Genomic DNA, 6943 nt, shown 5'->3' on the forward strand with positions numbered 1-6943 from the left:
GTTTTGCGATCTCCAGCCCGGCCAGCCGTCCAGTGACTTCACGATGATGCTCGGCGCAGTAGATCTGCACATTGGGCCCGAGCAGCGTCCCCTTGCCGATGCGCACCGGCGCGGTGTCGAGGATGGTGCAGCCGGCATTGAGGAAGACGCCCTCGCCGAGGAACAGGTTGAAGCCATAGGCGCAATGGAACGGCGCCTCGATGCGCGCCCCATCGCCCGCGCCGCCGAGCAGCGCCCGCAAGGCCGGGGCGATATTGCCGCGCTGCCTGGGCGGCAGACCATTGTGCTCGAACACCGCATCGCGGGCGGCGACGCGCAAGTCCTCCAGCTCATCGTCGATGCAGGTGTACCATTCGCCGGCCGCCATCTTCATGCGCTCGCTTGTCGCCATGCGACACCTCCGGATTTCGTCTGCTGCCAAAGCCATAGTCGCCAGAGCATAATCGATTGTCAGACAAAAGCCCCGTGGCCAAACGCCTGGCTTGTGCTAGCCTGCCGTTGCGAGACCATGCGACGGTCTCAGTTTGAGGGGGTCGATCATGCTTTACATTCTTGCACTGCTGATAGGCATCATTGCCGGCCTGCGCGCCATGACCGCGCCCGCCGCCGTCGCCTGGGGTTCGTATCTCGGCTGGCTGCCGGTCGCCGGCACCTGGGCGAGCTTCATGGGGCACTGGATCGCCGTCGGCATCTTCACCATCCTAGCCATCGTCGAGCTGGTCACCGACCAGCTGCCGTCGACGCCGAGCCGCAAGGTGCCGCAGCAATTCGGCGCCCGCATCGTGACCGGCGCCTTCTCCGGCGCGGTGATCGGTGCCACGGCCGGCGCCACCATCGGCGGCCTGGTCGCCGGCGCCATCGGCGCAGTGATCGGCACGCTGGGCGGCGCCGAGGCCCGCGCCAGGCTGGCCGCCGCCTTCGGCAAGGATCCGCCCGCCGCCTTCATCGAGGACGCGGTGGCGATCATCGGCGGCCTGCTGATCGTGGCGGCGGTCGCATGAGCGCAAGGAGCTTCGACGCCATCGTCATCGGCGCCGGGCAGGCCGGGCCGCCGCTGGTCGGCAGGCTCGAGGCCGCCGGCATGAAGGTCGCGCTGGTCGAACGCAAGTTCGTCGGCGGCACCTGCGTCAACACCGGCTGCATGCCGACCAAGACGATGGTGGCGAGCGCCTATGCCGCGCATCTCGCCCGCCGCGCCGCCGACTATGGCGTCGCGCTCTCAGGCCCCGTCGGCGTCGATTACAAGCGCATCAAGGCGCGCAAGGACAAGGTCACCAACGACGCCCGCGGCAACCTCGAAAAATGGATCGGCGGCATGAAGGGCTGCACGCTCTATCGTGGCCACGCGCGCTTTGAATCCGCCAATACGGTGCGCGTCGGCGACGAGCTGCTGACGGCGCCGAAGATCTTCCTCAACACTGGCGGCCGCGCCTCGGTGCCCGACCTCCCCGGCATCCACGACGTGCCCTATCTCACCAATTCCTCGATGATGGATCTCGATGTGCTGCCCAGCCATCTTATCGTCGTCGGCGGCAGCTACATCTCGCTCGAATTCGCGCAGATGTTCCGCCGCTTCGGGTCCGAGGTCACGGTGATCGAGAAGGCGCCGCGCCTGACCGGCCGCGAGGACGAGGACACCTCCGCCGCCATCCTGTCCATCCTCGAGAACGAAGGCATTGCCGTTCATGTCGGCGCCGGCAACATCAGCTTCGCCAGACAAGGCGCCAACATCGCTGTGACATTCGACGCCGGCACGCCGCCGGCGGTCGGCTCGCATGTGCTGCTGGCGCTCGGCCGTGTTCCAAACACCGATGATCTCGGCCTCGACAAGGCCGGCGTCGCCCTAGACCAGCGCGGCTACATCACCGTCGACGACCAGCTGCGCACCAACGTGCCCGGCATCTGGGCGATGGGCGACTGCAACGGCAGGGGCGCCTTCACCCATACCTCCTACAACGACTTCGAGATCGTCGCCGCCAACCTGCTCGACAACGATCCGCGCAAGGTCAGCGACCGTATCGAAGCCTATGCGCTCTATATCGACCCGCCGCTCGGCCGCTGCGGCATGACGGAAGCCGCCGTGAGGAAATCCGGCCGCCGCGCGCTGGTCGGACAGCGGCCGATGACCCGTGTCGGCCGCGCGGTCGAAAAAGGTGAGACGCAGGGCTTCATGAAGATCCTCGCCGATGCCGACACCGGCGAAATCCTCGGCTGCTCGGTGCTCGGCCCGGGAGGCGACGAGGCGATCCACTGCGTGCTCGATCTGATGTATGCCAAGGCGCCGATCTCGACGCTCGCGCGGGCGATGCACATCCACCCCAATGTCTCGGAGTTGCTCCCCACGATCGCCCAGGAGCTTAAGCCGCTGGTCTAAGCCTGGCAGCGGCGTTCTCCCGTTTCTGCATTACTGCATTGCAACAATGGCGCTTGTGCGCCGGGCGTATGCAACGCCAGTTTAATTTGAACCGATTCAGTCCGGATATCCCATGCCGCTGCCGATCCTAGCGCTCGCCATTGCATCCTTCTGCATCGGCACCACGGAATTCGTCATCATGGGCCTGCTGCCGGAGGTGGCTGCCGATCTCGGCGTCTCGATCCCGTCGGCTGGCCTTCTGGTGACCGGCTACGCGCTGGGGGTCGTCTTCGGCGCACCGATCGTCGCCATGGCGACCGCGCGCCTGCCGCGCAAGCCTGTGCTTGTCGGTCTCGCCGCCCTCTTTGTCATCGGCAACCTCCTCTGCGCGATCGCGCCGAACTACTGGCTCTTGATGGCGGCGCGTATCTTCACCGCCTTCGGCCACGGCGCCTTCTTCGGCATCGGCTCCGTCGTCGCGGCGAGCCTCGTGCCGCGCAACAAGCGGGCGAGCGCGATCGCGCTGATGTTCGCCGGCCTGACGCTCTCCAACATCCTCGGCGTTCCCGCCGGCACGGCGTTGGGCGAAGCCTTCGGCTGGCGCGCCACTTTCCTCGCCGTCGTCGGCATCGGCCTCATCTCGGTCGCGGCCATCGCCTGGCTGGTGCCTTCGGACGTCGCGGAGCCTAGCGGTGGCGGCCTGGTGGGCGAGCTGCGCGTGCTCGGCAAGCTGCAGGTCTGGCTGGCGATGCTGATCGCCTCGCTCGCCTCCGCCAGCCTGTTCGCCGTCTTCACCTACATCAAGCCCTACCTCACCCACGTCTCCGGCCTGTCGACGGCGACCGTCACCTGGGTGCTGCTCCTGTTCGGCGCCGGCATGACCATCGGCAACATCATCGGCGGCAGGCTGGCGGACTGGAAGCTGATGCCGACGGTGATCGCCACGCTGCTCGCCATGGCCCTGCTGTTCCTCGCCTTCATGGAGCTCGGCGCCATCGCAAGCGTGGCCGTGGCCATCGTGTTCCTGTGGGGCATGCTGATCTTCATCGTCGTGCCGCCACTGCAGATCCGTGTCGTCGAGGCGGCGGCCGAAGGCCCGAACCTGGCCGCAACGCTCAACCAGGGCGCCTTCAATGTCGGCAATGCCGGTGGCGCCTGGATCGGCGGCCTCGCCATCTCACTCGGCGTCTCCTACGCCAACCTGCCGCTGGTGGGCGCGGCGCTCGCGCTTCTCGCCGTCGCTGTGGCCGTGCTGTCGCAGGCGCTCGACCGCCGGACAGTCCTGCAGCCGCAACCGGCAGGGTAGCGGCGACTGCCCCGACAGCCCGGAGCGGCTGGACCACTCGACAGCCCGATGGCAAAAATGCATGGGTGAACCTCGTCACGCAGAGGTATCCCATGCAGAAGACGATCGAACGCATTGCCGGCGACAGCGAAGGCGTCGTTTACGAATTTCCGGTCCTGCGCTTCGAGGGCAAGGACAAGGCGGCCCCTTCCGCCTATCTGCAGGCCGCTCTCCATGCCGGCGAGCTGCCGGGCGTCGTCGCCATCGACGCGCTGATGCCGATGCTTGCCAAGGCGGAGGCCGAGGGCCGCATCAGGGGTCCGATCACCATCGTGCCCTGGGCCAACCCGATCGGCCGCGCGCAATATCATTTCGGCGAGCATCAGGGCCGCTTCAATCTCGGCACCCGCACCAACTTCAACCGCTCCTTCCCGCTGCTTGCCACGCCTGATGCCAGGCTGCTGCCGGATGTCAGCCTGGGCGGCGCCGATCGCCGGTTGAAGAACCGGCTGGTCCAGCTGTCGCTTGGGCAGGACATCGTGCTCGACCTCCACTGCGACGACGAAGGCCTCGCCTATCTCTACATCCACACCAGCCTGTGGCCACATATGGCCGACTGCGCGGCCGCCATGGGCGCCGAAGCCGTCCTGCTGTGGAGCGAGGACAACAGCGGCACCTTCGAAGGCGCCTCGATCATGCCCTACCAGAACGCGCCCGCCGGCGTCGCGCGCTTCGATCGCCGCGCCGTCACCACGGTCGAATATCGCGGCATACTCGATGTCGATGGCGCCCTGGCCGCGGCCGATGCCGCCGGACTCTACCGCCTGCTGGTGACGCGCGGCGTCGTCCAGGACTCGTCCATACCGAAATTCGAGACATTTTCCGGCCCTGTCGTGCCGTTGGAAAACATCGACATGATGCCTTCGCCCAAATCCGGCGCGATCCTCTACGACGTCAAGCCTGGCGATCGCGTCAGGAAAGGCGACAGGCTGGCAACGATCGTGCATGCGCCCGGCGAGTCCGGTGGCCGCACGGAAGTGTTTGCCCCGCAGTCGGGCTTCATTCTGACCCGCCGCGCACGCCGCATCATCCGCGCCGGCGAGGATCTGCTGAAGCTCGCCGGCGACGCCCGGAGCACCGACGCGCGCTCCGGCACGCTGGAGGACTAGAGCCCTCATCCATCGATGAGCGCTTTCGATCAGAGGCCGCGCAGGCTTTCCAGATTGTGCACATGGACATGGTCGCCGGCGGCGACGGGCGCCGTCAGCCGGCCGATGACTTCGCCGTATTTGCGCACCTTGGCGCCGGCCGGCAGATCGCGCAGCGCCAGCTTGTGACCGGCATCGAGCGATGCGCCGGCCGTAAGCACGAGCCCTTCGCGGGCGCCGCGCGTCGCAACGCTCGCCCCTGCCTCCACCGGCCCGGCCAGCACCGCGACGTCGTCGTCGGCATGCAGCACGATGGCGCCCGACCGGCTCATGCGCTTGCCAGCCGCACCTGGACGCCGGCAGCGTCCTCCCTGAGCTTCAGCACCGCGCCGACATCCTTGCCCGCCATGCCGGCGTCCATCGTCTCGCCAAGCACCGCAAGCGTGGCGGCGCCGACCGGCGCCTCCAGGCCGAGCGCCTCGTTCATCGCCAACGCCAGGCGGCAGTCCTTGTGCGCGAGCTTGACCATGAAGCCGGGCTCGAAGTCGCCTTTGAGCGCGCGATTGTGCATGGCGACCGCGAGCTGCTGGTTCCAGGCCATCGTCGTCTTGAGCACGCTGATCATCGTGTCGAGGGTCAGCCCCGCCTTGGCGCCGGCGACCAGCGCCTCCGAGCTCGCGGTGATCAATACGCTCGCCAGGAGATTGTTGGTGAGCTTCATGGCCTGCCCCATGCCGAGAGCGCCGCAATGGATGAGGTCCGCACCCATCGCCGACAGGACGGGACGGGCGCGCTCCAGCACAGCGGCATCACCGCCGATCATCAATGTCGATGTGCCGGCAATCGCATGCTCGACGGTCTTGCCCACCGGGCTGTCGATCATGTCGACGCCGCGCTGGGCGAGCCACGCGCCGATCTTTTGCGTGGTCTGCGGGTCGATCGTGCTCATGTCGATATAGAGGCTGCCGGATTTCAGCCCATGGCCGATGCCGTTCTCGCCGAGCACGGCCGCCTCGACGTCGGGCGCGTCCGGCAGCATGGTGATGACGACCTCCGATCGCTCCGCCACCTCGCGCGGCGAAGCCGCCGCGCGAGCGCCCGCGTCGACGAGCTTCGCCACCGACGCGGGATTGAGATCGAAGACGGTGAGCCCAAATCCTGCCTTGAGCACGTTGCGGGCCATCGGAGCGCCCATGGTTCCAAGCCCGACAAAACCTACTTCGGTCATTAATGCTCCTTTTCGCTGAGTTTCTTAGGAACGCGCCTGCTCAGGAAGGCGCCTTCCACTGGTCGAGCTGCCAGGCCGGCAGGCCGCGCAGGTCCTTGGCGCTCTTGTCGGTAAAGCCGCTTTCGTCCGGGATCTTGCCCGTCCCCTCATAGGCCTTCTGCAGCAGCGGAGCCGCCTTGCCGAAGGCGGCCTTGACCTGATCCCAGCTCAACGCCTCGGGGATCATCTTGCCGGCCACCATGAACTGGGAAATCTGACTGACCGCGGCCGCATCGCCTTCCGTCGGCCAGATCCAGCCACGCTGGAAGAGCACCTCGTCGCCGACGACCTTCGCGCCGAGCGCGGGGTCGAGGCCCCAATATTTGTTGACCGACTGCGAAATGTCCTTCGGATCGACTTTCTGCAATTCCGCCAGCGCCCGCTGCGCGGCGACCAGGAAGGCCTGGCCGATCGGCGCGTCATCACCAACGATGCGGTCGCTGCTGATCCAGAAGGAGCGGTGCAGATAATAGCCGTCGGGATAGAATTTCGATTTCTTGACGCCCGGCAGCAAATGCCCTTCGCCCTCGCCCGCCGGTCCGCTGTAGCCGGCTTCGGTGTAGCCGAAGGAATTCATGATGCCCGTCAGCCCGGTCTCGGCATTGGCCTTGAGGAAGGCCGGGTAGATCACGACCGACGCGTCCATGCCTTCCGGCAGCGATGCCGCCACCGCCTGGGTCGGCGTGTTGACGATGTTGATGTTGAAGGCGCGCGGATCGGCGTCGCCCAATTCCTGCAGCAGCATCTGCGAGAGCGCGTTGTAGGGGTCGCCGCCGACCAGCGCGCCGACCGTCTTGCCCTTCAGGTCCCCGATGTTCCTGATCGGCGAGCCCTTGCGGGTCGCCAGCACCATGCGCATGTGGCCCTCGCCCACCGTCAGGATGTTGATC

The 6943-nt window shown here is 66.9% G+C and carries 8 protein-coding genes; 4 read left to right on the forward strand and 4 right to left on the reverse strand.

Annotated features, from left to right (window positions below; translation table 11 throughout):
• Positions 1–391, reverse strand: a 391-nt coding sequence (locus EOD07_RS16760; protein WP_127236259.1) for a maltose acetyltransferase domain-containing protein, incomplete at its 3' end; no start/stop codon positions are given.
• Between the two features lie 148 nt (positions 392–539).
• Here EOD07_RS16760 and EOD07_RS16765 point away from each other — a divergent pair.
• The 4 genes from EOD07_RS16765 (at position 540) to EOD07_RS16780 (ending at position 4807) form a co-directional block, all read left to right on the forward strand.
• Complete coding sequence (locus tag EOD07_RS16765; protein WP_127236260.1) at positions 540–1001, forward strand: DUF4126 domain-containing protein; 462 nt, start codon at positions 540–542, stop codon at positions 999–1001.
• Positions 998–2374 carry an FAD-containing oxidoreductase gene (locus EOD07_RS16770; protein ID WP_127236261.1) on the forward strand — a complete coding sequence of 459 codons (1377 nt, stop codon included), beginning with the start codon at positions 998–1000 and terminating at the stop codon, positions 2372–2374. Before EOD07_RS16765 ends, EOD07_RS16770 begins: the two co-directional genes overlap by 4 nt.
• Positions 2375–2486: 112 nt before the next feature.
• Positions 2487–3659 carry an MFS transporter gene (locus EOD07_RS16775; protein ID WP_127236262.1) on the forward strand — a complete coding sequence of 391 codons (1173 nt, stop codon included), beginning with the start codon at positions 2487–2489 and terminating at the stop codon, positions 3657–3659.
• 92 nt (positions 3660–3751) lie between these two features.
• Complete coding sequence (locus EOD07_RS16780; RefSeq protein WP_127236263.1) at positions 3752–4807, forward strand: succinylglutamate desuccinylase/aspartoacylase family protein; 1056 nt, start codon at positions 3752–3754, stop codon at positions 4805–4807.
• A gap of 29 nt (positions 4808–4836) precedes the next feature.
• On the opposite strand, the gene EOD07_RS16785 is transcribed toward EOD07_RS16780, so the two are convergent.
• The 3 genes from EOD07_RS16785 to EOD07_RS16795 all read right to left on the reverse strand — a co-directional run.
• Positions 4837–5118 (reverse strand): UxaA family hydrolase, encoded by a 282-nt coding sequence (locus tag EOD07_RS16785; protein WP_127236264.1) that lies wholly within the window; start codon positions 5116–5118, stop codon positions 4837–4839.
• Positions 5115–6014, reverse strand: coding sequence for an NAD(P)-dependent oxidoreductase (locus EOD07_RS16790; RefSeq protein ID WP_041004953.1), 900 nt, complete (start codon positions 6012–6014; stop codon positions 5115–5117). Before EOD07_RS16790 ends, EOD07_RS16785 begins: the two co-directional genes overlap by 4 nt.
• Positions 6015–6054: 40 nt before the next feature.
• A partial coding sequence (locus EOD07_RS16795; protein WP_127236265.1) for an ABC transporter substrate-binding protein occupies positions 6055–6943 on the reverse strand: 889 nt, incomplete at its 5' end.

This window comes from Mesorhizobium sp. M2C.T.Ca.TU.002.02.1.1 (assembly GCF_003997225.1).